General features: G+C 72.3%; 25 protein-coding genes. 13 read left to right on the top strand and 12 right to left on the bottom strand.

From position 1 onward, the window contains the following. Window positions 1-42 precede the first annotated feature (42 nt). Window positions 43-1,311, top strand: coding sequence for a tyrosine--tRNA ligase (gene tyrS, locus PYS65_RS28370; protein WP_279336787.1), 1,269 nt, complete (start codon window positions 43-45; stop codon window positions 1,309-1,311). 98 nt (window positions 1,312-1,409) lie between these two features. Here the strand turns inward: tyrS and PYS65_RS28365 are convergent, their stop codons facing one another. Beyond that, a complete protein-coding gene (locus tag PYS65_RS28365) occupies window positions 1,410-1,688 on the bottom strand; it encodes a GlsB/YeaQ/YmgE family stress response membrane protein (protein ID WP_279336786.1) in 279 nt (92 codons plus the stop codon). Between the two features lie 265 nt (window positions 1,689-1,953). On the opposite strand from PYS65_RS28365, the gene PYS65_RS28360 reads away from it, so the two are divergent. Both PYS65_RS28360 and PYS65_RS28355 read left to right on the top strand, forming a co-directional pair. Continuing rightward, window positions 1,954-2,361 (top strand): DUF3099 domain-containing protein, encoded by a 408-nt coding sequence (locus PYS65_RS28360; protein ID WP_279336785.1) that lies wholly within the window; start codon window positions 1,954-1,956, stop codon window positions 2,359-2,361. Window positions 2,362-2,625: 264 nt separating this feature from the next. After that, window positions 2,626-2,850 (top strand): hypothetical protein, encoded by a 225-nt coding sequence (locus PYS65_RS28355; protein WP_279336784.1) that lies wholly within the window; start codon window positions 2,626-2,628, stop codon window positions 2,848-2,850. An 89-nt stretch (window positions 2,851-2,939) separates the two neighbouring features. On the opposite strand, the gene moaA is transcribed toward PYS65_RS28355, so the two are convergent. The 3 genes from moaA to PYS65_RS28340 form a co-directional block, all read right to left on the bottom strand. Next, window positions 2,940-3,929, bottom strand: coding sequence for a GTP 3',8-cyclase MoaA (moaA, locus tag PYS65_RS28350; RefSeq protein WP_279336783.1), 990 nt, complete (start codon window positions 3,927-3,929; stop codon window positions 2,940-2,942). Window positions 3,930-4,091: 162 nt separating this feature from the next. Beyond that, window positions 4,092-5,720, bottom strand: coding sequence for a solute symporter family protein (locus PYS65_RS28345; RefSeq protein ID WP_279336782.1), 1,629 nt, complete (start codon window positions 5,718-5,720; stop codon window positions 4,092-4,094). Beyond that, window positions 5,717-6,076, bottom strand: a complete 360-nt coding sequence (locus tag PYS65_RS28340) for a DUF485 domain-containing protein (RefSeq protein WP_279336781.1) — start codon at window positions 6,074-6,076, stop codon at window positions 5,717-5,719. The genes PYS65_RS28345 and PYS65_RS28340 overlap by 4 nt, the downstream gene beginning before the upstream one ends. A gap of 273 nt (window positions 6,077-6,349) precedes the next feature. Between PYS65_RS28340 and PYS65_RS28335 the strand changes: the two genes are divergently transcribed. From PYS65_RS28335 to PYS65_RS28300, 8 genes are all read left to right on the top strand, one after another. Beyond that, on the top strand, window positions 6,350-7,885 hold the full coding sequence (locus tag PYS65_RS28335; protein WP_279336780.1) for a S8 family serine peptidase: 1,536 nt from the start codon (window positions 6,350-6,352) through the stop codon (window positions 7,883-7,885). Window positions 7,886-8,086: 201 nt separating this feature from the next. Further along, complete coding sequence (locus PYS65_RS28330; protein WP_279336779.1) at window positions 8,087-9,535, top strand: CoA transferase; 1,449 nt, start codon at window positions 8,087-8,089, stop codon at window positions 9,533-9,535. 123 nt (window positions 9,536-9,658) lie between these two features. Further along, window positions 9,659-10,666 carry a CopD family protein gene (locus PYS65_RS28325; RefSeq protein WP_279336778.1) on the top strand — a complete coding sequence of 336 codons (1,008 nt, stop codon included), beginning with the start codon at window positions 9,659-9,661 and terminating at the stop codon, window positions 10,664-10,666. 71 nt (window positions 10,667-10,737) lie between these two features. After that, window positions 10,738-11,724, top strand: coding sequence for a DEDDh family exonuclease (locus tag PYS65_RS28320; RefSeq protein ID WP_279336777.1), 987 nt, complete (start codon window positions 10,738-10,740; stop codon window positions 11,722-11,724). 128 nt (window positions 11,725-11,852) lie between these two features. Beyond that, on the top strand, window positions 11,853-12,086 hold the full coding sequence (locus tag PYS65_RS28315) for a hypothetical protein (protein ID WP_145870071.1): 234 nt from the start codon (window positions 11,853-11,855) through the stop codon (window positions 12,084-12,086). Window positions 12,087-12,136: 50 nt separating this feature from the next. After that, on the top strand, window positions 12,137-12,940 hold the full coding sequence (locus tag PYS65_RS28310) for an SURF1 family cytochrome oxidase biogenesis protein (RefSeq protein ID WP_279336776.1): 804 nt from the start codon (window positions 12,137-12,139) through the stop codon (window positions 12,938-12,940). A 56-nt stretch (window positions 12,941-12,996) separates the two neighbouring features. Then, window positions 12,997-14,787, top strand: a complete 1,791-nt coding sequence (locus tag PYS65_RS28305) for a glycoside hydrolase family 15 protein (protein ID WP_279336775.1) — start codon at window positions 12,997-12,999, stop codon at window positions 14,785-14,787. A gap of 4 nt (window positions 14,788-14,791) precedes the next feature. Next, the gene (locus PYS65_RS28300) at window positions 14,792-15,547 is read left to right on the top strand and encodes an SDR family oxidoreductase (protein ID WP_279336774.1); all 756 of its coding nucleotides are present in this window, start codon (window positions 14,792-14,794) and stop codon (window positions 15,545-15,547) included. Between the two features lie 49 nt (window positions 15,548-15,596). On the opposite strand, the gene amaP is transcribed toward PYS65_RS28300, so the two are convergent. Genes amaP through PYS65_RS28275 form a run of 5 tightly spaced genes read right to left on the bottom strand, consistent with a single transcriptional unit; the run spans window position 15,597 to window position 17,919 of the window. Continuing rightward, entirely contained in the window at window positions 15,597-16,175 is a 579-nt protein-coding gene (amaP, locus tag PYS65_RS28295) for an alkaline shock response membrane anchor protein AmaP (RefSeq protein WP_387040388.1), read from the bottom strand. Between the two features lie 5 nt (window positions 16,176-16,180). Next, complete coding sequence (locus PYS65_RS28290) at window positions 16,181-16,810, bottom strand: DUF6286 domain-containing protein (protein ID WP_279336772.1); 630 nt, start codon at window positions 16,808-16,810, stop codon at window positions 16,181-16,183. Continuing rightward, window positions 16,807-17,145, bottom strand: coding sequence for an Asp23/Gls24 family envelope stress response protein (locus PYS65_RS28285; protein ID WP_279338103.1), 339 nt, complete (start codon window positions 17,143-17,145; stop codon window positions 16,807-16,809). The genes PYS65_RS28290 and PYS65_RS28285 overlap by 4 nt, the downstream gene beginning before the upstream one ends. Before the next feature lie 47 nt (window positions 17,146-17,192). Then, window positions 17,193-17,378 (bottom strand): hypothetical protein, encoded by a 186-nt coding sequence (locus tag PYS65_RS28280; RefSeq protein ID WP_279336771.1) that lies wholly within the window; start codon window positions 17,376-17,378, stop codon window positions 17,193-17,195. Between the two features lie 46 nt (window positions 17,379-17,424). Beyond that, entirely contained in the window at window positions 17,425-17,919 is a 495-nt protein-coding gene (locus PYS65_RS28275; RefSeq protein ID WP_279336770.1) for an Asp23/Gls24 family envelope stress response protein, read from the bottom strand. Window positions 17,920-18,007: 88 nt separating this feature from the next. Here PYS65_RS28275 and PYS65_RS28270 point away from each other — a divergent pair, with 88 nt between their 5' ends. After that, the gene (locus tag PYS65_RS28270) at window positions 18,008-18,766 is read left to right on the top strand and encodes a nucleopolyhedrovirus P10 family protein (protein ID WP_279336769.1); all 759 of its coding nucleotides are present in this window, start codon (window positions 18,008-18,010) and stop codon (window positions 18,764-18,766) included. A 69-nt stretch (window positions 18,767-18,835) separates the two neighbouring features. On the opposite strand, the gene PYS65_RS28265 is transcribed toward PYS65_RS28270, so the two are convergent. The 3 genes from PYS65_RS28265 to PYS65_RS28255 all read right to left on the bottom strand — a co-directional run bounded on the left by PYS65_RS28265 (window position 18,836) and on the right by PYS65_RS28255 (window position 22,031). Then, window positions 18,836-19,639: an enoyl-CoA hydratase/isomerase family protein gene (locus PYS65_RS28265; protein WP_279336768.1), complete on the bottom strand. Its 804-nt coding sequence runs from the start codon at window positions 19,637-19,639 to the stop codon at window positions 18,836-18,838. 151 nt (window positions 19,640-19,790) lie between these two features. Continuing rightward, window positions 19,791-20,012, bottom strand: a complete 222-nt coding sequence (locus PYS65_RS28260; protein ID WP_029385158.1) for a helix-turn-helix domain-containing protein — start codon at window positions 20,010-20,012, stop codon at window positions 19,791-19,793. Between the two features lie 420 nt (window positions 20,013-20,432). Further along, on the bottom strand, window positions 20,433-22,031 hold the full coding sequence (locus tag PYS65_RS28255) for an ABC-F family ATP-binding cassette domain-containing protein (RefSeq protein ID WP_279336767.1): 1,599 nt from the start codon (window positions 22,029-22,031) through the stop codon (window positions 20,433-20,435). Between the two features lie 287 nt (window positions 22,032-22,318). On the opposite strand from PYS65_RS28255, the gene PYS65_RS28250 reads away from it, so the two are divergent. Further along, a complete protein-coding gene (locus PYS65_RS28250; protein ID WP_279336766.1) occupies window positions 22,319-22,732 on the top strand; it encodes a VOC family protein in 414 nt (137 codons plus the stop codon). Window positions 22,733-22,780: the final 48 nt, after the last annotated feature.

The following is a 22,780-nucleotide window of genomic DNA, read 5'->3' as shown; positions in this document are numbered from 1 at the left end:
GAGGTTCGGCGAACCGCAGATCACCGAGGAGACACGAGAACCGTGACGGACATCGTCGACGAGCTGAAGTGGCGCGGGCTGTTCGCCCAGTCCACCGACGAGGACGCTTTGCGCAAGGCGCTCGCGGACGGTCCCGTCACGTTCTATTGCGGCTTCGACCCGACCGCCCCGTCCCTGCACGTGGGGCACCTGGTGCAGGTGCTCACCCTGCGCCGGCTCCAGCAGGCCGGTCACCGGCCGCTGGCGCTGGTCGGCGGGGCCACGGGCCAGATCGGCGACCCCCGCCCGACCGCCGAGCGCACGCTGAACGCGCCGACGACCGTCGCCGGCTGGGTCGAGCGGCTGCGCGGCCAGATCGAGCCCTTCCTGACCTTCGAGGGCGAGAACGCGGCCACGATGGTCAACAACCTCGACTGGACGCAGAACCTCTCCGCCATCGAGTTCCTGCGGGACATCGGCAAGCACTTCCGCGTCAACAAGATGCTGACCAAGGACTCGGTCGCCCGGCGTCTGGAGTCCTCCGAGGGCATCAGCTACACGGAGTTCAGCTACCAGCTGCTCCAGGCGATGGACTTCCTCCAGCTGTACCGGCACCACGGCTGCACGATGCAGCAGGGCGGCAGCGACCAGTGGGGCAACCTCACGGCGGGGCTGGACCTGATCCACCGTCTTGAGCCGGACGCCGCCGTCCACGCCTACGCCACGCCGCTGATGACGAAGGCGGACGGCACCAAGTTCGGCAAGACCGAGGGCGGCGCCGTCTGGCTCGACCCGGAGATGACCACGCCGTACGCGTTCTACCAGTTCTGGCTGAACACGGACGACCGGGACATCTCGGGCTACCTGCGGATCCTGTCCTTCAGGTCCCGCGAGGAGCTGGAGGAGCTGGAGCGGCAGACGGCGGAGCGTCCGCAGGCCCGTGCCGCCCAGCGCGCCCTGGCCGAGGAGCTGACGACCCTGGTGCACGGTGCCGGCCAGACGGCCGCCGTGATCGCCGCCTCGAAGGCGCTGTTCGGCCAGGGTGAGCTGGCGGAGCTGGACGACCGCACGCTGGCGGCGGCCCTCTCCGAGGTGCCGCACGTCGAGGTGACCGAGCTCGGTCCGGTCGTCGACCTGTTCGCCGAGGTGGGCCTGGTGGCGAGCAAGTCGGCCGCGCGGCGCACGGTCAAGGAGGGTGGTGCCTACGTGAACAACGTCAAGGTCACCGCCGAGGACACCGTCCCCGCGAAGGAGGACCTGCTGCACGGGCGCTGGCTGGTGCTGCGCCGGGGCAAGAAGAACCTGGCGGCGGTGGAGGTCACGGCCGTCTGAGCCGCTGGAACGTCCGGGTGTCCGGCGGCCATGTCCGAGGGGGCGGACAACCTCGCAGGACGCCGGGTGCCCGGACGGCACCTCGTGGGGCCCGTGCGTCAGACCCGCTGCTGTTTGCGGCCCCGCATCTGCATGTAGAGCATGTCGACGAAGAAGACGATGATGATCGCCGCGACCAGCTGGAAGATGTGCCGGCCCCAGTCGATGCCCGGGGTCTCCGCGATACCGAAGCCGCGCGCGATCGCGTTGCCCGCGATGGCGCCGAGGATGCCGCAGATGGTGGTCAGCCACAGTGGGCTGTGCTGCTTGCCGGGGATGATCGCCTTGGCGATCAGGCCGAGCACGAATCCCACGATGATCGCCCACAACCAGCCCATGACTGCCTCCTGGTACGCCTAGACGCGAGCATTACGGCCAGTTTCGGCCCGGACCCGTGACGCCGCATGTCGGGCGTGCCGTACGGGCTCGGGCGGGGTGGACGGACGGGGGACGGCGGACGGATCCGCGGACCACCCGGGCGCCCCGCTCTCGTGGGCGGCAGGGGCGCGGCGTAACGTGGTCCTCGTGCGGGCCCGGTGCCCCGGCCGGTCACGAGACGGCCAGGGGCGGGAAAAGTCCGATACGGGCGGATGGTGGAATGTGATGCGGAAGCAGCACGGCGGCAGCGTCCAGGTGTTCCGGATCACCGGCGCCAGGGCGGGCCTCCAGGACGATGTGCGTGCGCGGCAGCGCCGGTATGTGATCTCGATGACCGTCCGTACGATCTCGGTCATCCTCGCGGCGTCGCTCTGGAACGTGGAACGGCACGTGGCGATCGTGGCGCTGGTCCTCGGCATGCTGCTGCCGTACATCGCGGTGGTGATCGCCAACGCCGGGCGCGAGAACGTGCCGTCGCTGCCGTCGACCTACCTGTCGACGCAGATGCGGCCGATGATCGAGCCGTCGGCGACGGACGACGACACGGCGGAACCGGGGGCGGAGGACGCGGCGCCCGAACCCGCTCCCGAGCCCACGCCCGGCGCACGAACGGAGCGGCCCGGGCCGTCATGACCTTCGGACCATGGCCATGACCGGCCGGAACCGGAAGTCGCTTCCCCGCCAAGCTCAAGAAAAGCTCAGATCAATCATGTTGTTCCGGTGCCGGGGGCAGGGTGACCCGTGACATACTTCGTACGCGCTCCGCATCCCCCGTCGGAGCGACAGACCGACGCCGGGCAGCTCCCCCCGTGGCTGCTCGGCGTCGCCTTTGTTCCGGGTGTGACAGGCGCTTCCGCCCGTTGCCGCTGAGCCGGTCGGGTTAGGGTCGGCGGTGTGATGGACCCTGATCCCAAGACGCCGATCTGTTCCGCCAAGGGCTGCCGTGCCACCGCCGTGTGGGTGCTCGCCTGGAACAACCCGAAGATCCACACGCCGGAGCGCCGTAAGACCTGGCTCGCGTGTGAGGAGCACCGGGAGCATCTGTCGCAGTTCCTCGGCGTACGCGGGTTCCTGAAGGACGTGGTGCGCTTCGAGGAGTGGCGGGCGCCCGAAGAGGCGTAGTCCCGAACCCTGCCCCGGCCTCCGGGCCCGGCCCTCAGGCCCTGGCTCTCGGCCCCTCGGTTCTCGGCCCTTCGGCCGCTTCAGCCGCTTCAGCCGCCGATGGCGGACATCGGGCGGTCGGGCTGCACGAACGCCGGGTCGTCGAGACCGGCGCCCGCCTTCTTGCCCCACATGGCCAGCCGCCAGATCCGGGCGATCTCCTCGTCGGGCGCGTCGGAGCGCAGGGCCGCGCGCAGGTCCGTCTCCTCGGTCGCGAACAGGCAGGTGCGGATCTGCCCGTCGGCGGTGAGCCGGGTGCGGTCGCAGGCCGCGCAGAACGGGCGGGTGACGGAGGCGATGACGCCGACGCGGTGCGGGCCGCCGTCGACCAGCCAGCGCTCGGCCGGGGCGGAGCCGCGGGCCTCCTCGCCCTCGGGGGTCAGCTCGAAGCGGGTGCGCAGGGAGGCGAGGATGTCGCCGGCGGTGATCATGCCGTCGCGCTTCCAGCCGTGCTGGGCGTCCAGGGGCATCTGCTCGATGAAGCGCAGCTCGTAGCCGTGGTCCACGGCCCAGGCCAGCAGGTCGGGGGCCTCGTCGTCGTTGAGTCCCGGCATCAGGACCGAGTTGACCTTCACCGGGGTCAGTCCGGCCTCACGGGCCGCGTACAGGCCGTCGATGACGTCCTGGTGGCGGTTGCGGCGGGTGAGGGTCTTGAAGACGTCCGGACGGAGCGTGTCGAGGGAGACGTTGACCCGGTCCAGGCCCGCCTCCTTCAGGGCCGCCGCGGTGCGCCCGAGGCCGATGCCGTTGGTGGTGAGGGAGGTCCGGGGGCGGGGTTCCAGGGCCGCGACCCGCTCGACGATGCCGACCAGGCCGGGGCGGAGCAGGGGCTCACCGCCGGTGAAGCGGACCTCCTCGACACCGAGGGAGGTGACGGCGATGTCGATGAGGCGGACGATCTCGTCGTCCGTGAGCAGGTCGGGCTTGGCCAGCCACTGCAGGCCCTCCTCGGGCATGCAGTAGGTGCACCGCAGATTGCACCGGTCGGTCAGTGACACCCGCAGGTCGGTTGCCACGCGGCCGTACGTGTCGATGAGCACGTGGGCCCCTCCCTCGACTCGGATCACGCGTACTCCGGCTGTCTGCGAGCCTACGCGACGGCACCGACAAGCACAGCGGTCAGAGGCGACGAACGTACGGCGGCCGCGTCGTACGGACCTCCGGGAGAGGTCCGTACGACGCGGCCCGGCCGCCGGTGCGGGTCAGTGGGCGCCGGCGCCGGTCAGCGACCGGACCTCCAGCTCCGCGTACTTCTTGGCGTCCGGTTCCTCCTTGGACAGGACGGTGCCCAGCCAGCCCATCAGGAAACCGAACGGGATGGAGATGAGTCCCGGGTTCTTCAGCGGGAACCAGGAGAAGTCGACGTCGGGGAACATCGCGGTCGGGTCGCCGGAGACCACGGGCGAGAACAGCACCAGGCCGACGGCGACGATGAGACCGCCGTAGATCGACCACAGGGCGCCCTGGGTGGTGAACCGCTTCCAGAACAGGCTGTAGAGGATCGTCGGCAGGTTGGCGGACGCGGCGACCGCGAAGGCCAGCGCGACCAGACCGGCCACGTTCAGGTCGCGGGCGAGGGCGCCGAGCGCGATGGAGACGACACCGATGAGGACGGTCGCCCAGCGGGCCGCCCGCATCTCCTCCTTCTCCGTGGCCTTCCCCTTGCGGATGACGTTGGCGTAGATGTCGTGCGCGAAGGAGGAGGACGAGGCGAGGGTGAGGCCGGCCACCACGGCGAGGATCGTGGCGAAGGCGACCGCCGAGATGGTGGCGAGCAGGATCGCGCCCCAGGTCGAGTCGATGCCGCCCAGGTGCAGGGCGAGCAGCGGCGCGGCCGTGTTGCCGGACGGGTTGGACTCGATGATCTCGGTGCGCGAGATGAGGGCTGCGGCGCCGAAGCCGAGGGCGATGGTCATCAGGTAGAAGCCGCCGATGATGCCGATGGCCCAGTTCACGGACTTACGGGCGGCCTTGGCGTTGGGCACCGTGTAGAAGCGGATCAGGATGTGCGGCAGGCCGGCGGTGCCGAGCACCAGGGCGATGCCGAGGGAGATGAAGTCCAGCTTGGTGGTGCCGTTCGCGCCGTACTGCAGGCCGGGCTCCAGGAAGGCCGCGCCCGCGCCGCTGTTCTCGGCGGCCTTGCCCAGCAGGTCGGAGATGTTGAAGTTGAACTTCAGCAGCACCAGGAAGGTGATCAGGATGGTGCCGCCGATGAGCAGCACGGCCTTGATCATCTGCACCCAGGTGGTGCCCTTCATGCCGCCGATGGAGACGTAGACGATCATCAGGACGCCGACGAGGGCGACGATGAGGATCTTGCCGGCGTCGGAGGTGATGCCGAGCAGCAGCGAGACGAGGACGCCGGCGCCCGCCATCTGGGCCAGCAGGTAGAAGATCGACACCACGATGGTGGAGGTGCCGGCCGCGGTGCGCACGGGCCGTTGGCGCATGCGGTAGGCGAGGACGTCGCCCATCGTGTAGCGGCCGGAGTTCCGCAGCGGCTCGGCGACCAGCAGGAGGGCGACCAGCCAGGCGACCAGGAAGCCGATGGAGTACAGGAAGCCGTCGTAGCCGAAGAGGGCGATGGCGCCGGCGATGCCGAGGAAGGACGCGGCCGACATGTAGTCGCCGGAGACCGCGAGTCCGTTCTGGAAGGCGCTGAACTGCCGTCCGCCCGCGTAGAAGTCGGCGGCGTCCTTGGTCTGCCGGCCCGCCCAGACGGTGATGCCGAGGGTCGCGACGACGAACAGCGCGAACAGCGTGATGATCAGTGCGCGGTGTTCGCTCGCCTCGTTCGCGGCAAGGGTGACATGGGTGATCGCGGGGCTCATGCGCCGCCCTCCATACGGGTCTTGATGGCCTCGGCCTTGGGGTCGAGGTTGGTGGCGGCGTGCCGGGAGTACAGCCACGCGATGAGGAACGTGGTGACGAACTGCAGGACACCGAAGACGAGGGCGACGTTGATGTTGCCGAACAGCTCCGTGCCCATGAAGCCGCCCGCGTAGTTCGAGAGCAGCACGTACAGCAGGTACCAGAGGATGAAGCCGACGGTCAGGGGGAAGGCGAAGGAGCGGTGGGAGCGGCGCAGTTCACCGAACTCAGCGCTCTCCTGCACCGCGGTGAACTCCTCGGGTGTGGGGAGTTTGTGTTCCTCTGCTGCTGAGGGGGATGGTGCTTCGGCGGCCACGGAGTCTCCTCGCGTTGCGGGTGCGGTTACAACGGAACGACGGGAACGGGGGCGAGTGTCCTCGCGCTCCCTGCACAACGTCACGGCGCCACGCGAGCGCCGGTTCAACGGTCCGCGCTTTCTTTTCGGGGGACGTTTTCCGAAGTCGTTACGGCAAACCGTTGTTGCTCACGGAGGGCACGGGATAACTTCGCCCTGCACCACCCGTCATGTCCCTGCCCGAGCACCACCTGTGCCTCGGGCGGTTTTGTTTCCGGATGATGTGGAGATCCCATGGCTCATCTGCGTTCCAGACGCCGTCTCGCCCTCGCCGTGCCTGTCGCGCTGTCCCTGACCGTCTCGCTCGGCTTCCTGCCGGTGGCGGCCTCGGCGGCACCGCAGGCGGTGCCGGCGGCGAAGCAGGCGACGGACGCGCCCGCCTTGGCGTACGTCGTCAACACCAAGGCGGACCACCGCACCATCGCGTCGGTGAAGAAGGCGATCGCCGCGGCCGGCGGGACCGTCGTGGTCACGCACGACAAGATCGGCGTGATCGTCGTCCACTCGGCGAACCCGGACTTCGGCCAGGAGATCCGCGCCGCGCGGGGAGTGCAGTCCGCCGGGGCCACCCGTACCGCGCCGCTGGCTCCGGCCGGGACGACCGACGTGGGCGCCGCCGACCGCATGACGGCCGCCGAGGCCGCGCGGACGAAGGCCGCCTCGGACAAGGTTCCCGGCAGCGAGCCCCTCGAGGCCGACCAGTGGGACCTGCGGGCGATCGGCGCCGACAAGGCCGCGCGGATCAACCCCGGCAGCCGGAAGGTGACCGTCGCGGTGATCGACACCGGCGTCGACGACACCCACCCCGACCTCGCACCGAACTTCTCCGCCGCCCAGTCGGCCAACTGCGTCGGCGGCACGGCGGACACCAGCGAGGGGGCCTGGCGTCCGTACACGGACGAGGACTACCACGGCACCCATGTGGCCGGTGAGATCGCCGCGGCCCGCAACGGCATCGGGGTCGCCGGTGTCGCGCCCGGTGTGAAGGTGTCCAGCATCAAGGTGAGCGACCCGGACAACGGTCTCTTCTACCCGGAGAACGTCGTCTGCGCCTTCGTGTTCGCCGCCGACCACGGCGTCGAGATCACCAACAACAGCTACTACGTGGACCCTTGGCTGTACAACTGCACGGACGACCCCGACCAGAAGGCGATCGTCGACGCGGTCAACCGGGCCCAGCTGTACGCCCAGAAGAAGGGCACCCTGCACGTCGCCTCGGCCGGCAACTCCAACCACGACCTGGCCTCGGACGCGATCGACGACGCCTCCAGCCCGAACGACACCACGCCGGTCGAGCGCACCATCGACCCCTCCGAGTGCCTGGACCTGCCGACCCAGCTGCCGGGTGTGGTCACGGTCAGCGCGACCGGTGTGCACGACGCCAAGTCGTTCTACTCCACGTACGGCAACCGCGTGGTGGACGTCGCGGCACCGGGCGGCGACAGCCGCTACCAGCTGCCGGACACGCCGTCGAAGAACGGCCGCATCCTGTCCACGATGCCGAACAACCAGTACGGCTTCCTCCAGGGCACCTCGATGGCCGCACCGCACGCCGCCGGGGTGGCCGCGCTGCTGAAGTCCAAGCACCCGTGGGCGACCCCGGCCGCGCTGCAGGCGCTGCTGAAGGCACAGGCGGACAACCCGGGCTGCCCGGCCTCCTACGACCAGGACGGCGACGGAGTGCAGGACGCGACGTGCGAGGGCGGCAAGCGGATCAACGGCTTCTACGGCTTCGGCATCGTCGACGCGCTGGACGCGGTGAAGCGATAGGCGAAGCAGGAGCAGGAGCAGCGGTAGTAGTACCGCGCGGTCGTACCGCGTGATCTGTGAGAGGGGAAGGGCCGGGCGATCCGCCCGGCCCTTCCGGTGTGCTGAGTTCCCGCGGGTGGATCGTGGGCGGGGCGTCGGCGGGTGCCCGAGTGTGATGACCGGCTCACGCCGCGGGGGCCGCCGGTGCGGCACAGTGCACCCATGACCGACACCGAATCCCCCGTCGGCCTCGCGGCCGTGTGGTCCTCGCTCGGCGGCGATCCCGCCCTCCTCACGCGTGTGTCGACCGTCGAGCGGCCCGAAGTCCTTCCCGCGCGGCTGCCGGTACGGGAGCTGGCGCGCGCCTGTGTGGGCGCGTGCGCACTGGCCGCGGCCGAACTGGGCACGCGGCGGGCGGCCCGCACGCCCTCGGGACGCACTCCTGCGGGGCGTCCCGGAGTCTTTGGGACGCCCGCGGTGCGGGTGGACGACGGAGCGGTGGCCGCGGCGTTCGTCAGCGAACGGCATCTGCTGGTCGACGGGCGGGCCCCGGTGGCCTTCGCGCCGCTGTCGCGTTTCTGGCGCACGGCCGACGGCTGGGTGCGCACACACGCCAACTACCCCCACCACCGGGCCCGGTTGCTCGCCGCACTGGGGACGCCCGAGGACCCGCGGGCGGTGGCGGCGGCGCTCGCCGAGCGGTCGGCCGTCGAGGTCGAGGAGGCCGTGCACGCCGCCGGGGGACTCGCCGTCGCGCTGCGGACGCCCGCGCGGTGGGCGGCGCACGAGCAGGCCGCGGCGGTGGCGGAGCGTCCGCTGGTGGAGCGCGGGCGGCTGGACACCGCACCCGCGCGCGTGCTCACCCCCGTGGACCGCGATCCGCTGCTGCCGGCGGCGGGGCTGCGGGTGCTGGATCTGACGCGGGTCGTCGCGGGGCCGGTCGCCACCCGCACGCTGGCCCTGCTCGGCGCGGACGTGCTGCGCCTGGACTCCCCCGGGCTGCCCGAACTCCCCGACCAGCACACCGACACGGGGTTCGGGAAGCGCTCGGCCCTGCTGGATCTGACGGTCGACCGGGATGCCTTCGAGGAGCTGCTCTCGGCCGCGGACGTGGTGGTCACCGGGTACCGGCCAGGGACCCTGGACCGCCTCGGGCTGAGCCCCGAGGCACTGGCCGAGCGCCGGCCCGGGGTGGTCGTGGCGCAGTTGTCGGCGTGGGGTGCGTACGGGCCGTGGGGCGACCGGCGCGGCTTCGACAGCCTGGTGCAGGCGGCCACGGGGATCGCGGCGAGCGAGGGTTCACCGGAGCGACCGGGGGCTCTCCCGGCGCAGGCCCTCGACCACGGCACGGGATATCTGCTGGCGGGGGCGGTGCTGCGGGCGCTGACCGAGCAGGCGGACGAGGGGGGCGGCCGGTTCGTGCGGCTGGCGCTGGCGCGGACGGCGGGCCTGCTGCTGGAAGGAGCGGCACACACGGGTGGGCCGGCCGAAGGCTCGGCGGCCGCTCTGGCCCCGGTCGCGGGCGGGTCCGCCGACGCCTGGCTCACGGAGGCGGACAGTGCGCGGGGCAGGCTGCGGTACGTCCGGCCCGCGGTGTCGTTCGCCGGAGGGCCCCGTGACTGGGCCCGGCCGCCCGGACCGTGGGGGGCGGACACCGCGCGGTGGGGATGACGGGCCGGGGCCGGCGGGCCGCACGGGTACGGCCGGGGCGTTGAATCCGACCTTGGCGCGAATTGTCCCCGGCCCCCTCGTCGCACGCTTGCCCGTTCTGTGAGTGCTTGTGAAGATCCTGGGGTGACTCTGACAAATCCCAGGCCCGGGGCGGCCGGTGCGCACAGGGGTGCGCGGCGTTCCGGCACCGGCCCGGCCGTCGCCGTACTCGTCCTGGTGGCGCTGGCTGCGCTGATACCTTTCCTCGGCCCGTCCCCCGCCCTGCGCGGAACCGGTGAGGCCCCGGCGCCCGGTACCGGCGGCATAGCCCTGCTGCGGACGGTGCTGTTCGCGGCGCTGGCGATACCCGTCGGCGAACTGTTCGTGAAGCGGCTCCTGCGTTCCGTGCCCGACGCTCCCCAGGCCGTGCCCCGCAGCTGGTCCACCGCCGCGAACACCGTCGGCTTCGCGGCCGCCCTCGGACTCGCCTCCGTCGTGGCCACCGGCAACCTGATCCCCGAGAGCCTCGCCGCCGTCGACGTGGGCGGCCTGTACGACTCCCGGGACGGCAAGCTGGCCCTCCTGGAGGTCAACGCGTTCCTCCTCGCGGCCCTGTGCGCCGCCTCCGGCCGGCCGGGCACACAGGCCTGGCCGCTGACCGCGATCATCGTCGCCGAGGCCCTGCGCGCGCACCCGAAGACCGAGTACACCCCGCTGCTCGGCTCCGGCCTGACACTGATTCACCTGACCTGCGCCTCGCTCTGGGTGGGCGGCCTGCTGTACGCGCTGCGCACCATGCGGGCGTGGCGGGAATCGGAGGCGGGGGGCGTGCTGCTGGGGCTGTACGCGCGCGTGGCGGCCGTCCTGCTGGCCGCCATCACCGTGACCGGGGTGTTCAGTTCACTGCGCCGGATGCCGCCGGGGACGATCCTGGAGCAGTTGACGGACACCGCGTACGGGCGCGTCCTGCTCGCGAAGGTGATCCTGATGGCCGGTGTCGCGGCCCTCGCCCTGTGGGCCCGGGTCCGGCTGGCCCGCGCGGCCGATCCGCTGAGCGCCCGCGGCCCCGCGTGGGCGGAGGCCTCCCTGCTGGCCCTGGTGGTGGCGGTGTCGGGCCTCCTGACGGCGCTTCCGGTACCGATCCGCTGGTGAGACCGGGCGGCGGGGCCCGCACGGCACCTGGCGGGCAGGGCTGTCAGTCGCGGCCCGTATCCTCATGAACCATGCTCGAAGACCTCACGACCGCAGCATCCTCCGCCATCGCCTGGCCGGCCTCGTACCCGCAGGGGTACGCGGTCGTCGACGTGGAGACCACGGGACTCGCCCGGGACGACCGCATCGTCTCCGCGGGCGTCTACCGGCTGGACGCGCGCGGTGAGGTCGAGGACCACTGGTACACGGTGGTCGATCCGCAGCGGGACCCCGGTCCGGTGTGGATCCACGGCCTGACGAGCGAGGCCCTCGAAGGGGCGCCCCTCTTCGGTGACATCGCCGAAGAGTTCGCCACCCGGCTGGAGGGGCGGGTGCTCGTCGCGCACAACGCCGTCTTCGACTGGCAGATGATCGCCCGCGAGTACGCCCGCGCCGGCGCGCAGGCACCGGTGAAGCAGCGGTTGTGCACGATCGTCCTCTCCAAGGAGCTCCGGCTGCCGCTGCCCAATCACAAGCTGGAGTCGCTCGCCGCGCATTTCGGTGTGGTGCAGCAGCGCGCGCACCACGCGCTGGACGACGCGCGGGTGCTCGCGGAGGTGTTCCGGCCCAGCCTGCGGGCCGCGGCGGTGGGCGGGGTGCGGCTGCCGCTGCACGAGTGCCTGCCGCTGACGGAGTGGACCGACCGGCCCCGGGCCGGCCGGCAGGCCGGGTACGGCGGCGACCACCGGTCCACCGGCTGGCGCCCCTCCCGCAAGCGGCCCGCCTGCCCCTACCCCAACCCGGGGCGGTACCAGCCGGGCGAGCCGCTCAGGCAGGGCATGCGGGTCGCGTTCTCCGGTGACACCTCCGTGGAGCGGGACCTGCTGGAGGACCGGGCGACCGAGGCCGGGCTGCACGTCGCCACCAGCCTGTCCCGGCTGACCAGCCTCCTCGTCACCAATGATCCGGACTCGGGCACGTCCAAGGTGGTCAAGGCCCGGCAGTACGGCACCCCGGTCGTGGACGAGGCGGCCTTCGGCCAGCTGCTCGGTGACGTCGCCCCCGCGTCGGAGGGCTGACCGCGCCGACGGCCGGCGGGGCGCCGTCCGCCCGCCGGGTCCAAAGGACCGTACGGACGGGTGATTGCCGGACGACTCGCCCGCCGCCCGCTCGCCCGTACCGGACCGGTGGGCCCACCCTGTGGCGCATGGCGACATGCGAAGTGTGCGGCAACAGTTACGGAATGACCTTCGAGGTGCACGCGCAGGGCGCGGTGCACGTCTTCGACTGCTTCTCCTGTGCGATCCACCGGATGGCCCCGATCTGCGAGCACTGCCGGGTGCAGATCATCGGCCAGGGCGTGGAGGCCGAGGGCCACTGGTACTGCGGCGCCCACTGCGCCCGCGCGGAGGGAAGGGCGGGCATCGTCGACCGGGTGTGAGGACGCACCCGCCTGAATACACCCCATGGCCCTGGTTGTACGGTCGTGGGGTGTACCGCTTCCTGTTGTCCCGCCAGTGGGTGATCCTCACCTTTCTGGCACTCGTGCTCATCCCGACGATGGTCGAGCTGGGCTTCTGGCAGTTGCACCGTCATGAGCGCCGGGTCGCCCTGAACCAGGTGATCGCCAACTCCCTGGCGGCCGAGCCGGTGCCCGCCAGGTCCCTGACCTCGCCCGGAGCGAAGGTTGAGCACGAGCACCTGTACCGCAGGGTGACGGCGAAGGGGAGCTTCGACACCGCCGACGAGGTCGTCGTGCGCCGCCGTACCAACGCGGACGACGAGGTCGGCTACCACGTGCTGACCCCGTTCGTCCTCGAGGACGGCAGGATCCTGCTGGTCAACCGGGGCTGGGTGCCCTCGGACGGCCCGAGCCAGAGCGCGTTCCCGGAGATCCCCCCGCCGCCCGAGGGCGAGATCACCGTCACCGGGCGGCTGATGCAGGACCAGACGACCGAGGACAGCGGCATCAAGAACCTCGAGGGCCTGCCCGACCGGCAGATCATGCTGATCAACAGCGAGCTGGAGGCCGAGCGGCTCGGCAGGGAGGTCCTCGGCGGCTACGTCGACCTGACGGAGCCCGGACCGGGCGGTGACACCCCGCAGCTGATCGCCGAACCCGTGCACGACGAGATCGGCCCGCACATGGCGTACGCCGTCCAGTGGTGGCTGTTCGCCGCGGGCGTCCCCGTCGGCTGGGTGGTCCTGGTCCGCCGCGAGGTACGGGAGCGGGCGGAGCAGGCGGCTGCCGGGACGGCGGACGCGGCGGAGACCGGCCAGCCCGCGGCTGTCTAGAGCACGCTCGGCGCCGCCCCTGATTGCCGCCCCCGGCGGCCGGGCATCCGCACCTCGTGCACCGTATCGAGGACTACGCGCTCATCGGCGACGAACAGACCGCTGCCCTGGTGGGCGCGGACGGGTCCGTCGACTGGCTCTGCCTGCCCCGCTTCGACTCCGGCGCCTGCTTCGCCCGGCTGCTCGGCGACGAGGACAACGGTCACTGGCGCATCGCGCCGCTGGGCGCCGAGCGGTACACGCGCCGCGCCTACCGCCGGGACACCCTCGTCCTGGACACCGAGTGGGAGACCGACGAGGGCGCGGTGCGCGTCACCGACCTGATGCCGCAGCGCGACCGCGCCCCCGACCTGGTGCGCATCGTCGAGGGCGTACGCGGCGAGGTGACCGTCCGCAGCACGCTGCGGCTGCGTTTCGACTACGGCTCGGTGGTGCCCTGGATGCGCAGGGCCGACGGCCACCGGGTGGCGGTCGCGGGGCCGGACTCGGCGTGGCTGCGCAGTGTGCCGGAGGTGCCCACCTGGGGCGAGGACCTCGGCACGCACTCCGAGTTCACGGTCGGGCCGGGCGAACGGGTCGCGTTCGTCCTCACCTGGCACCCCTCCCACGAGCCGCGCCCGCCGCTGGTCGACCCGTACTCCTCGCTGCGGCACAGCATCGCCGACTGGCGCGCGTGGGCGTCCCGGTGCCGTTACACCGGCCCGCACCGGGACGCGGTGGTGCGGTCCCTGATCACGCTCAAGGCGCTCACCTACTCCCCCACCGGGGGGATCGTCGCCGCGCCCACCACCTCGCTGCCGGAGGAGCCGGGCGGGGTACGCAACTGGGACTACCGCTTCTGCTGGCTGCGCGACTCCACGCTGACCCTGAGCGCGCTGCTGGCGGCCGGGTACCAGGAGGAGGCGGAGGCCTGGCGCGACTGGCTGCTGCGCGCGGTCGCGGGCGATCCGGCGGATCTGCAGATCATGTACGGGCTGGCGGGCGAGCGGCGGCTGCCCGAGTCCGAGCTGCCGTGGCTGTCCGGCTTCGGCGGCGCCACCCCGGTACGGGTCGGCAACGACGCCGTCAACCAGCTCCAGCTGGACGTGTACGGCGAGGTCGTGGACTCGCTGGCGCTGGCCCGGCGTTCGGGCCTGCCCCCGCGCCCGGACGTGTGGGCCCTGCAGACCGTGCTGCTGGACTTCCTGCGCACGGCCTGGCGGCAGCCGGACGAGGGGCTGTGGGAGGTGCGCGGCGGCCGCCGCCACTTCGTGCACTCCAAGGTGATGGTGTGGGTGGCCGCGGACCGTGCGGTAGGCCTCCTGGAGGAAAGCCCGGACCTCGGGGGCGACCTCGACGGCTGGCGCGCGTTGCGCGACGAGGTGCACCGTGACGTGTGCGAGAAGGGGTACGACAAGGAGCGCAACACGTTCACGCAGTCCTACGGCTCGCGCGAACTGGACGCCGCGCTGCTGCTGATCCCCCGGGTGGGTTTTCTGCCGCCCGACGATCCCCGGGTGCTCGGCACGATCGACGCGATCCGCGCGGAGCTGGGCCAGGACGGGTTCGTACGCCGCTACACCCCGGACGCCGCGCCCGTCGACGGCCTGCCCGGTGAGGAGGGCACGTTCCTGGTGTGCTCGTTCTGGCTCGCGGACGCCCTGCACATGGCGGGCCGGACGGATCAGGCACGCGAGCTGTTCGAGCGGCTGCTGGGGCTGGCCAACGACGTGGGTCTGCTGGCGGAGGAGTACGACGCGGTGGGCGGGCGGCTGCTGGGCAACTTCCCGCAGGCGTTCAGCCACATCGGCCTGGTGAACACCGCCCTCGCCCTGTTCGGGGGCGAAAAGGCAGAAGAGGCAGAATAGGGCCATGGATCTTGGACTGAAGGACCGGGTGTACGTCGTCACCGGGGCGACCCGCGGGCTGGGCAACGCCGCCGCGCGCGAGCTGGTCGCGGACGGTGCGAAGGTGGTCGTCACGGGGCGGGAGGAGCAGAGCGTCGCCGAGGCGGTCGCCGGTCTCGGGCCGAACGCGGTCGGCGTGGCGGTCGACAACGCCGACCCCCGGACACCGGCGCGGCTGATCGCGACCGCGCGTGAGCGGTTCCACCGTTTCGACGGCCTCCTCGTCAGCGTGGGCGGACCGCCGCCCGGGTTCGTCGCCGACACCACCGACGAGCAGTGGCGGTCGGCGTTCGAGTCGGTGTTCCTGGGCGCGGTACGACTGGCCCGTGCCGCCGCCGCGGAGCTGGGCGAGGGCGGGGTCATCGGCTTCGTGCTGTCCGGCTCGGTGTACGAACCGCTCCCCGGCCTGACCATCTCCAACGGCCTGCGCCCCGGGCTCGCCGGCTTCGCCAAGTCCCTCGCGGACGAGCTGGGCCCGCGCGGCATCCGCGTCGTGGGGGTGCTTCCCGGGCGGATCGACACGGACCGGGTCCGGGAACTCGACGCCCTCTCCGCCGACCCGGAGGCCACCCGTCAGGCGGCCCAGTCCCGCATCCCCCTGCGCCGCTACGGCACCCCGGCCGAGTTCGGCCGCACCGCGGCCTTCCTCCTCTCCCCGGCCGCCTCCTACGTCACCGGCGTCATGGTCCCGGTGGACGGCGGGGTGCGGCACGGGTTCTAGGGGCGCGTCCGGCGCCGGGGTCCGTCCGGTTCCGGGGCGGGGGCCGGGGTCAGCTGACGCGTTCCGCGCGGTGTTTGACCGCTCGCAGGCGGACCTCGGCCGGGAGGGTGGCCAGGCCCGCCGCCTCACGGGCATGGGTGAGGGCTCCGGTGGTGAGGGTCTTCAGCGCGGTGCCGGGGTCGACGTGGGGCTCCAGGCGGAGGCGGACGTGGGTCCGCGGGGCACCGCGGCGGCCGGTCAGCCGGACGTGGGCCTGGTCGACGCCGTCCAGCCCGCCCGCCTCCTCGGCGAGGACCGCCTCCAGGGCCCGGCCGCGCAGGACCGCTCCGTCGCCGTCGCCGGTGTCGACGAACACCTCGGCCGGCCGGCGCCGGCGCAGGACCGCGACCAGCCACCAGAGCAGGAGCAGGACGAGGACCGCGAGTGCGGCGATCACGACGGGCCACCACCAGCCCGTGTCCCGCCACCGGGTCCGCTCGGCGTCGCTCAGCAGGACGTCGTGCCGTCCGTGGTGCAGCCACCAGGAGGGCGCCGGCGCTCCCAGCCCGACGGCCAGCACGGCCCCGCCGAGGGCCACCAGGAGCAGGCCCGTGATCCCGAGCAGCACACGGTTGACGATCCTGTTCACCGGCCTCACCCCTTCCGGCCGGGACGTCGTACCCGCACCGACAGGGCGGGCGGCCGGGACAGCCCCAGGCCCCCGACGGCGTCGGCGAGTACCGCGTCCAGGTCGGCCCGTACGTCGTCCAGTTCACGGAAGTGCGACACCGCGCGGACGTCGGCCCGCCTGCGGGTCACCCGTACCCGCGCCGTCTGCACCCCGGCGATCTCCATGGCCCGGTCCCGCAGCGCCATCGCCGCCGCGTCCCGGTCGAGTGCGGCGCGGACGTCGGGGTGGGTGCGGCGCATCGGGAGCAGGGCCCGCAGCCCGGGGGTGAGGGCCAGCAGGAGCAGCCAGAGCCCGAGGGCGGCGGCGATCCCGGCGCCCAGCAGCACCCAGACGTCGTCCAGGGGCCGTTCGGCCAGTTGGCGGGCCAGTTCCCGGCGCCAGCCCATCGCGGGCCGGCCGGCGCGCACCGCGACGATGTCGTACAGGAACGCCACCGCGATCACCAGGAGCAGCAGTGCGAGCAGGCCCGCGGGGACCTTGCGCGCCGACCAGAAGCGCCGGGGGCCCGGGGCCGCGGCGCCGACCGGCCCGGGCGGCGGTGTCTTCTCCAGGACGGTGCCCGCGGGCTGCTCGGCGGCTCCGGGTTCGCTCATCGGGTCCTCCTCCCCCGTGCCGCGCCCGGTGCCGCCGCCAGGTGCAGCCGTTCCACCTGGACGACGACCTCCGGCACCTGCATGCCCGCCAGCACGGACACCCGCTCGACCACCTGGCGGCGTACCCGCCCGCACCGGCCGCCGATGTCGCCGGGATAGCCGAGTTCGACGTGGACGCGGACCCGCGCGGTGTCGTCGCTGTGGACGACGACCGTGGCGTGCGGCGGCTCGGCGTCCGGGGGCAGCGGTCCGAGCGCCTCACGGGCCGCCTGGGAGGCGATCTTCGCGACCACCCGGTCGGCGATCCTGGTCGCACCGCGCTCACCCGGCGGCATGACGACGCGGGCGCCGTCGGCCCCGTCTTCCCCCGTGCTCACCGGTGTCACCTCCGACGATCGTCACGGGGACGGAAAAAGTCACCGAGCTCCAGGTCTCCCTGGAGGAACCGCCCGGCGACGAAACCTACGGCCCCCAACGCGGCCACCAGGACGAAAGCCCCGAATCCGCCGAAGTATCCGGCGAAGCCCAGCGCCATGCCGGCGATCATGCCGACCACGGCCATGTTCATGGTGCTCTCCTCAGTTCCTCAGCTCCTCGGCTCATCACGGGTCGCCTCACTGGAGGCGGCTCTCCGACTCCTCGTCCTCCTCGTCCGGCAGCTTCACGTCGCTCACCGCGATGTTGACCTCGACCACCTCGAGACCGGTCATCCGCTCGACCGCCGCGACGACGTTCTCCCGCACGGCCTTGGCGACATCGCTGATGGAGACGCCGTAGTCGACGACGATCTCCAGATCCAGCGCGGTCTGCACCTCGCCGACCTCGGCCTTCACTCCACGCGTCACCGATTTCGCCCCGCCCGGCACCCGGTCGCGCACGGCCCCGAAGGTCCGGGACAGGCCGCTGCCCATGGTGTGCACGCCGAGCACGTCCCGCGCGGCGAGACCGGCGATCTTCTCCACGACGCCGTCGGCGATCGTGGTGCGGCCGCGGGTGGCGGGGTCGCCGCCGCCGCGCCGGGTGCCCGGCCCCTTGCGCCCGGAGGTGTCCGGCGCGCTCTTCTCGAGGTCGCTGGCCCTCGTCGAGCCGCCCTCCGTCATGTCGCTCATCGGTGCACGTCCCTTCCGGTCGTCGTCCACATGCCCACCGTATGCGTGGTTGCGTGGTGGCGCGCCGTGGATACGGCAGGCTGGAGGAATGACGGCGGACCGGTGGACGCGGACAGTGCGACAGCAGTTGGGACTGGGCAGGCTTGTGCCCCTGGGCGGAGCGCGGGACGGCGCGTGGATCTCCGAAGCGGCCGCCGGGCAGGCCCTGCGGCGCGCGGTGGTGCGGGACTCACCGGACGTGCGCGTGGACGAAGTGCGGATCGCGCTCGCCGATCCGCGGGACGCCGGTGAGCCGGTGGTGCCGCCCCCGCCGAGCGCTCTGCCGCCGGGAGCGCTGCGGGTGACGGTCCGGTTCGCGGCCACGGCGGCCGAGCCGCTGCCGGTGACGGCGGACCGGCTGCGGGCGGTGCTGTCGCGGGCCGCGGCGGAGCGGATCGGGCTGGTGGTGGCGGAGGTGGACCTGCGGGTGACCGAACTGCTGGACCCGCGGGGCGGGCCGCCTCCGGGTCCGGCGCCGGACGCGGCGGGCGGACCCGCGGACGGGTCGGCCGACGCCTCACCGGCCGGCGCGCCGGAGCCCGGTGACTCCGACGGGAGCCGGGTGGCCGCCGCGGCGCTCGCCGTCCCGGGGGTGTCCCGGCTGACGGGCACCCTGGGCCACCCGGTGCACCTGACGGCTCACCCGCAGCCCGGTGGGGCCTCTCTGGCCCGCCGTCACGCGCGCGTGGACCTCGCCGCCCTGGCGGACCACCGGGCGGTGGACGTGGCCCAAGCGGTCCGCTCGGCGGTGTCGGCCGCCCTGCCGGACCGCCCGACGGTGGCGGTACTGGTCACGGCGCTCGACTGACGCTCTCCCCCGGCTCCCCCGTGCCTCGGCCGCGCCTCACCGGTTCCTCATCGGTGAGGCGCCGGTCCCTCACTCGCCGAGACCGGCCAGGTCCCGCAGCCTGCGGCCCTGGGCCGCGCGCTCGGCGATCCGCTGCTCCTCGTACGTACGCTCCTGGGCGCCCCGCAGCAGCGCCTTCGTCTCGATCACGGCGTCGCGGGGCGCGGCCAGCAGCGCCGCCGCGAGGTCGCGCACCGCCGAGTCCAGTTCGTCGCCCGGCACGGCGAGGTTGGCCAGCCCGGTGCTCACGGCCTCCTCGGCCGTGACGAACCGCCCGGTCACGCAGATCTCCAGCGCGCGGGCGTACCCGACGAGCCCGACCAGCGGATGCGTGCCGGTCAGGTCCGGTACCAGCCCCAGGCTGGTCTCGCGCATGGCGAACTGGACGTCGTCCGCGACGATCCGCAGGTCACAGGCGAGGGCCAGCTGGAAACCGGCCCCGATGGCGTGCCCCTGCACGGCCGCGACGGACACGAGGTCGCTGCGCCGCCACCAGGTGAACGCCTCCTGGTACTCGGCGATGGACGCGTCGAGCCCGGCCTCCCCGCTGCGCGCGAGCTCGACGAACGAGGTCTCGCCCTCGATTCCCTCGGGCGTGAGCATCTGCCGGTCGAGCCCGGCGGAGAAGGACTTGCCCTCACCCCGGAGCACCACGACCCGGACGGAGCCCGGCAGCAGCCGACCCGCCTCGGTCAGCGCGCGCCACAGAGCGGGGCTCTGCACGTTGCGCTTGGCCGGGTTGGTCAGCGTCACCGTGGCGATCGCGCCGTCGACGGTGAGCCGTACGCCGTCCTTGTCGAGTACCGGACCGAGGTCCTGGGCGGGCGAAGCCATGGGGCGCCTCCGATGGGTGCGGTCGTCTTCCGCGCCGCACGACGGCGTGGAGCCGTCCTGCGGCACAGCTGAGTGACTGCACAGTAACCACCCGGCCGGTCAGTCGGCCGACCGGGTGGCCACCATCGGGATCGAGGGGCGGCGCCCGGAATCAGGCCGAAGGGGCCTTCTTGCCTCGCGTCGCCCCGCCACGCCCTCGGAGCGTGACGCCCGACTCGCTGAGCATGCGGTGCACAAAGCCATACGAGCGGCCGGTTTCCTCGGCCAACGCCCGGATGCTCGCACCGGCGTCGTACTTCTTCTTCAGGTCTGCCGCGAGCTTGTCGCGCGCGGCGCCGGTCACCCGGCTGCCCTTCTTCAGAGTCTCGGCCACCCGTGCCTCCTCATGGGAAGTGCGCTCTGGTCTCCTCATGATCACCCCTCTCGGGCCCGATGGCCACCCATTCGGCAAGGTCCGTGCGACAAGGTGGTGACGACAGGAGCGCATCCCCACAAACGGAGTAAGGGATTCCGCCGGATGCCGCGGACACCACCGAACGGGTTGCTCCGCGAAGTCCCAGGTCAGAAAGGTGTCGCGGCCGAGCCCCGGTGGATCAGGGGCTCGGCCGCGAAACACGGTGAGAACACACCTCGGTACGAGGAGATCTCACACGAATGATGGATCACCGATGGGCCGAATGATCCATACCCGGTGGATCACGCCCTCGGTCATGTCAGCAGTCACTCCCGCGGTCGCGCCTGCCGTCACGCGCGCGGCGGGCCGGGGCCGCTCGGGCGAGGGTCCCGGGGCAGCTCAGGCGAGGGCGACGAGGTCCGCGTAGTCGGCGCCCCACAGGTCCTCGACTCCGTCCGGCAGCAGGATGATCCGCTCCGGCTGGAGCGCCTCGACGGCGCCCTCGTCGTGGGTGACCAGGACGACCGCGCCCTTGTAGGTGCGCAGCGCGCCGAGGATCTCCTCGCGGCTGGCCGGGTCGAGGTTGTTGGTGGGCTCGTCGAGGAGGAGCACGTTCGCCGAGGAGACCACGAGGGTCGCGAGCGCGAGACGGGTCTTCTCGCCGCCGGAGAGGACACCGGCGGGCTTGTCGACGTCGTCGCCGGAGAACAGGAACGAGCCGAGCACCTTGCGGACCTCGACGAGGTCCATGTCGGGCGCGGCGGAGCGCATGTTCTCCAGCACCGTGCGGTCCTGGTCGAGGGTCTCGTGCTCCTGGGCGTAGTAGCCGACCTTGAGCCCGTGGCCGGGCACGACCATGCCGGTGTCGGGCTGTTCCACTCCGGCGAGGAGACGCAGCAGGGTGGTCTTGCCCGCACCGTTGAGACCGAGGATGACGACCCGGGAGCCCTTGTCGATGGCCAGGCCGACGTCGGTGAAGATCTCGAGGGAGCCGTACCACTTCGACAGGCCCTCGGCGGTCAGCGGGGTCTTGCCGCAGGGCGCCGGGTCGGGGAAGCGCAGCTTGGCGACCTTGTCCGACTGGCGGACGTCCTCGAGGCCGGCCAGCAGGCGCTCCGCGCGGCGGGCCATGTTCTGCGCGGCGACCGTCTTGGTGGCCTTGGCACGCATCTTGTCGGCCTGGGAGTTGAGGGCCGCGGCCTTCTTCTCCGCGTTCTGCCGCTCGCGCCTGCGGCGCTTCTCGTCGGCCTCGCGCTGCTGCTGGTAGAGCTTCCAGCCCATGTTGTAGACGTCGATGGTGGAGCGGTTGGCGTCCAGGTAGAACACCTTGTTGACGACCGTCTCGACCAGGTCGACGTCGTGGGAGATGACGATGAAGCCGCCGCGGTAGGACTTGAGGTAGTCGCGCAGCCAGACGATCGAGTCGGCGTCGAGGTGGTTGGTCGGCTCGTCGAGCAGCAGGGTGTCCGCGTCGGAGAACAGGATGCGGGCCAGTTCGACACGGCGGCGCTGACCGCCGGAGAGCGTGTGCAGCGGCTGGCCCAGGACCCGGTCGGGCAGGTTCAGCGCGGCGGCGATGGTGGCGGCCTCGGCCTCGGCGGCGTATCCGCCCTTGGTGAGGAACTCCGTCTCCTGGCGCTCGTACTGCTTGAGGGCCTTCTCCCGGGTGGCGCCCTGGCCGTTCGCGATGCGCTGCTCGTTCTCGCGCATCTTGCGGATCAGGACGTCCAGTCCGCGGGCGGAGAGGATGCGGTCGCGGGCGAGTACGTCGAGGTCGCCGGTGCGGGGGTCCTGGGGGAGGTAGCCGACCTCGCCGGAGCGGGTGACGCTGCCCGCGGCGGGGATGCCCAGGCCGGCGAGGACTTTGGTGAGCGTGGTCTTGCCGGCGCCGTTGCGGCCGACCAGGCCGATGCGGTCGCCCTTGGTGACGCGGAAGGTGGCGCTTTCGATGAGGACACGGGCACCGGCGCGCAGCTCGATGCCGGAGGCGGAGATCACGGGTCAGACTCCAGGCGGTGGGGTCCCCTGCTCGAACGGAGCCCGGGGGAAGTCGGCGGTGGGCGGCTGAGGGCGTTCCCGCCGTCTAATGCACAAGGAGAATGGCCATGCGGGCCATTCTAACGGGGCCGCGCAACCACTTTTCCGGTGTGCGGGTGTGCGATGCCTCGCGCCCGGCCGGGTCACGGGGCGTTGTCAGTGACCGGTGCCAGACTGTCGGCGGGTCGGGTTTCTGGTGATTTTCCCGTCGCGGTGCTTCCGGCTGCGGGAGGTGAGGAGCGGGGGCCATGGCAGGTACGGGTGGCGGACGTCCGAGCGTCTTCCCGACGCTGGTGTACGCGGACGCGAAGGCGGCGATCCGGCAGCTCACGGAGGCCTTCGGCTTCACGGAGCTGTCGGTGTACGAGGGCGAGGACGGCTCGGTGCTGCACGCCGAACTGGTGCAGGGCAACGGCGCGGTGATGCTGGGTTCCCAGGGCCGCGGCGGTGTGTTCGACACGGCGATGAAGGGTGCGGGGCCCGCGGGGGTGTACGTCGTCGTGGACGACGTCGACGCACACCACCGGCGGGCGGCGGCACAGGGCGCGGAGATCCTGACGCCCCCGACGGACCAGGACTACGGCTCGCGGGACTACACGGCCCGGGACCTCGAGGGCAACGTCTGGAGCTTCGGTACGTACGCGCCCGGGACCGGGGCCTGAGCCCGGTCCCGGGCGGTGGAGCCGGGATGTCGCCCGCGCGGGCCTGCG

This window comes from Streptomyces cathayae, assembly GCF_029760955.1.
GTDB classification, from domain to species: domain Bacteria; phylum Actinomycetota; class Actinomycetes; order Streptomycetales; family Streptomycetaceae; genus Streptomyces; species Streptomyces cathayae.
Note: the sequence above shows the minus strand (reverse complement) of the source record. Positions and strands in the feature narration are given on the sequence as shown.

Coding starts and splice junctions, on each gene's coding strand:
- PYS65_RS28365 (WP_279336786.1), bottom strand. CDS start 1,688: ATGGGCTGGTTGTGGGCGATCATCGTGGGATTCGTGCTCGGCCTGATC.
- PYS65_RS28360 (WP_279336785.1), top strand. CDS start 1,954: ATGCGGAAGCAGCACGGCGGCAGCGTCCAGGTGTTCCGGATCACCGGC.
- PYS65_RS28355 (WP_279336784.1), top strand. CDS start 2,626: ATGGACCCTGATCCCAAGACGCCGATCTGTTCCGCCAAGGGCTGCCGT.
- PYS65_RS28345 (WP_279336782.1), bottom strand. CDS start 5,720: ATGAGCCCCGCGATCACCCATGTCACCCTTGCCGCGAACGAGGCGAGC.
- PYS65_RS28335 (WP_279336780.1), top strand. CDS start 6,350: ATGGCTCATCTGCGTTCCAGACGCCGTCTCGCCCTCGCCGTGCCTGTC.
- PYS65_RS28330 (WP_279336779.1), top strand. CDS start 8,087: ATGACCGACACCGAATCCCCCGTCGGCCTCGCGGCCGTGTGGTCCTCG.
- PYS65_RS28320 (WP_279336777.1), top strand. CDS start 10,738: ATGCTCGAAGACCTCACGACCGCAGCATCCTCCGCCATCGCCTGGCCG.
- PYS65_RS28315 (WP_145870071.1), top strand. CDS start 11,853: ATGGCGACATGCGAAGTGTGCGGCAACAGTTACGGAATGACCTTCGAG.
- PYS65_RS28300 (WP_279336774.1), top strand. CDS start 14,792: ATGGATCTTGGACTGAAGGACCGGGTGTACGTCGTCACCGGGGCGACC.
- PYS65_RS28290 (WP_279336772.1), bottom strand. CDS start 16,810: ATGAGCGAACCCGGAGCCGCCGAGCAGCCCGCGGGCACCGTCCTGGAG.
- PYS65_RS28285 (WP_279338103.1), bottom strand. CDS start 17,145: ATGCCGCCGGGTGAGCGCGGTGCGACCAGGATCGCCGACCGGGTGGTC.
- PYS65_RS28280 (WP_279336771.1), bottom strand. CDS start 17,378: ATGAACATGGCCGTGGTCGGCATGATCGCCGGCATGGCGCTGGGCTTC.
- PYS65_RS28275 (WP_279336770.1), bottom strand. CDS start 17,919: ATGAGCGACATGACGGAGGGCGGCTCGACGAGGGCCAGCGACCTCGAG.
- PYS65_RS28270 (WP_279336769.1), top strand. CDS start 18,008: ATGACGGCGGACCGGTGGACGCGGACAGTGCGACAGCAGTTGGGACTG.
- PYS65_RS28265 (WP_279336768.1), bottom strand. CDS start 19,639: ATGGCTTCGCCCGCCCAGGACCTCGGTCCGGTACTCGACAAGGACGGC.
- PYS65_RS28250 (WP_279336766.1), top strand. CDS start 22,319: ATGGCAGGTACGGGTGGCGGACGTCCGAGCGTCTTCCCGACGCTGGTG.